At 45.9% G+C, this 2,496-nt stretch carries 3 protein-coding genes; 2 read left to right on the top strand and 1 reads right to left on the bottom strand.

Translation table 11 applies throughout. The features are described from left to right. Positions 1-229: hypothetical protein (locus H0Z19_RS11800; protein WP_290726871.1), on the bottom strand; the 229-nt coding region annotated here is incomplete at its 3' end. 57 nt (positions 230-286) lie between these two features. Here H0Z19_RS11800 and mpgP point away from each other — a divergent pair. Together mpgP and H0Z19_RS11810 are read left to right on the top strand one after the other, a co-directional pair. Continuing rightward, entirely contained in the window at positions 287-1,003 is a 717-nt protein-coding gene (gene mpgP, locus H0Z19_RS11805; RefSeq protein WP_290726875.1) for a mannosyl-3-phosphoglycerate phosphatase, read from the top strand. Positions 1,004-1,012: 9 nt separating this feature from the next. Continuing rightward, entirely contained in the window at positions 1,013-2,374 is a 1,362-nt protein-coding gene (locus H0Z19_RS11810; RefSeq protein WP_290726873.1) for a mannose-1-phosphate guanylyltransferase/mannose-6-phosphate isomerase, read from the top strand. The last annotated feature ends 122 nt before the right edge of the window (positions 2,375-2,496 follow it).

A 2,496-nucleotide genomic window follows, 5' to 3' on the forward strand; every position in this document is an offset into this window, starting at 1 on the left:
AGTTTCCTGAGAGAAATAGGGCTGAGGAGTTTATATCCTTCCTGGAAAAGGTGAGCTCTTCCTCAGCATCCTCCAGTTGTAGATCTCCAATGTGCAGGAGAGCAAGCTCATGCTTGCAATCTTCAAGTGGTTGCTGCCCATGCATGCCAGTGTGACCTATTGCCACGTTGCCCTCAACATCTTCCAGTTCATCGAGAGTGACTGCTCTCTGCACGTCTCTCCCGACCATTAAGCTACAGCCATCTGCCCCTTGATACTCTAATTCGAGTGAGGTGATAGGATCAAAATTCTCTTCACAGACCTTGATGCAACTCTGCTCGATAAAGATGATTACTCCTACGACGTTAATCTGGTTAAAAAGCTGAAGAAAAAGGGAGTTCCTATCGTTTTCTGCTCATCCAAGACCAGAGCGGAGCAGGAGTACTACAGAAGCGCTATGGGTGTTACAGACTCATTCATAGTTGAGAACGGAAGTGCGATCTATATACCAAAAGACTATTTCTCGTTTCCGTTCGAATACGACTTCTTAACTGAAAAATACAGGGTTATCGTGCTCGGTGAGAGGTATCAGAAGATAAGAGAGGTTGTTGACGAACTGGGTGTGAAATGCTTTGGCAGGATGAGCGTCGAGGAGGTTTCGAAGGTTACTGGGCTGAGTGAAGACCTCGCCAAATTGGCGAAGCAAAGGGAGTATTTGGAGCCCCTCGTTTTGGGTGAGGACGAAAAGGAGAAGCTCAGGTTGGTTGAGAAGGCAGGTCTGAGATGGACATACGGTGGAAAATTTTATAGTGTCATCGGAAAAACTGATAAAGGGAAAGCGGTTAAAAAACTTGTGGAGCTTTTCAGAAAGGAGTTTGGCAAGGTGGAAAGCATAGGAATTGGAGACAGTCCAAACGACTTTTCGATGCTGGAGGTCGTTGATAAGCCTTTCTTAATAGGTAATAAAAAAATCCGTAATTTCCGTGTCGTTGAGAGTTTTGACGAAATATTTGACGAGATTTAGGGTGGTTTGATGAAGACGGTTATACTGGCAGGCGGGAGTGGAACGAGACTCTGGCCTTTGAGCAGAGAGGAGTTTCCGAAGCAGTTTATTAGCATCTTCAATGGCTCATCTCTGTTTCAGGAAACTGTAAAAAGAGCGCTGATGTTTTCCAGACCGGATGAAATTTATGTAGTGACGAATGAAAAATACAAGTTCAGGGTTCTTGACCAGCTTTCCGAAATTGACGTCAAGCTGCCGGACGAGAACATTCTGATCGAGCCCGACTCAAAAAACACCCTTCCGGCGATATACTATGCGGTTAAAACAATATTGGAGAGAGATGGAGACTCAAAAATTGCAGTCCTACCTTCTGACCACCTAATAGAGGCGAATGAAAACTACAGAAGAGCTTTTGAAGAAGCCGAGAAACTGGCCGAAGACTGGCTGGTCGTGTTTGGAATCGAACCAACAAAGCCACACACCGGTTACGGCTACATCAAAACTGGAAAACCGCTGGATGGTGGTTATGTCGTGGAAAGGTTCGTTGAGAAGCCCGATTTGGAGAAAGCCAAAGAGTACCTCAGAGAAGGATATCTGTGGAACAGTGGGATGTTTCTGTTCAGGGTCAGCATTTTTGCTGAAGAATGTAAGAAACATCAGCCGGATGTGGTAAAAGCCTTCAATGAGAGTTTGGAGGAGGCCTATAAAAAGCTGCCCAAAATATCCATTGACTACGGAGTAATGGAGAGAACGGACAAGGCTGCCGTAGTTCCCCTTAAGACTTTCTGGAGCGATGTTGGCAGTTTCGATTCGGTTTACGAGATTTTTGATAAAGACGAGAACGGGAATGCTGTCAAGGGAGAATGCGTTTCACTCGACGCCAGAAACAACATAATATTCGGGGAGAGGTTGACAGCAGCGGTGGGAGTTGAAGACCTTGTCATCATTGACACAAGGGATGCCGTCCTCGTTTGCAAGAGGGAGGAAGCTCAGAAGGTCAAGGACTTGGTTGAGATTCTGAAGAAAAGGGGTGACAAGAGGGCTTTTGTCCACAGGACAGCATACCGCCCCTGGGGGTCATTTACCGTACTTGAGGAGGGAGAATTTTACAAGATTAAGAAGCTGACTGTCTCGCCCGGAAAGAGGCTCAGCCTGCAGAGACACTACCACAGGAGCGAGCACTGGGTCGTTGTAAAGGGTACTGCAAGGGTAACCATCGATGACAAGGAATTTCTGCTTAGGAGTGGAGAGAGCACTTTTATACTTGCTGGTAAAAAACATAGACTTGAGAATCCGGGATTACTGCCCTTAGAGGTTATCGAAGTTCAGATCGGTGAGTACTTGGAGGATGATGACATCGAGAGGTTCGATGACGACTTTGGAAGGGATTGACAGAATAGATTTGATTTAAGGTGTTCCCCTAACTCACCATTTAACCTCAATTCAGACAGCTCCATACTAAAAACAGACATCTGATTCACTTCCTATTCCGACGGGACAAAACCTTATCACCC

The organism is Archaeoglobus sp., from assembly GCF_017656475.1.
GTDB lineage: Archaea > Halobacteriota > Archaeoglobi > Archaeoglobales > Archaeoglobaceae > Archaeoglobus.

Coding starts and splice junctions, on each gene's coding strand:
- H0Z19_RS11810 (WP_290726873.1), top strand. CDS start 1,013: ATGAAGACGGTTATACTGGCAGGCGGGAGTGGAACGAGACTCTGGCCT.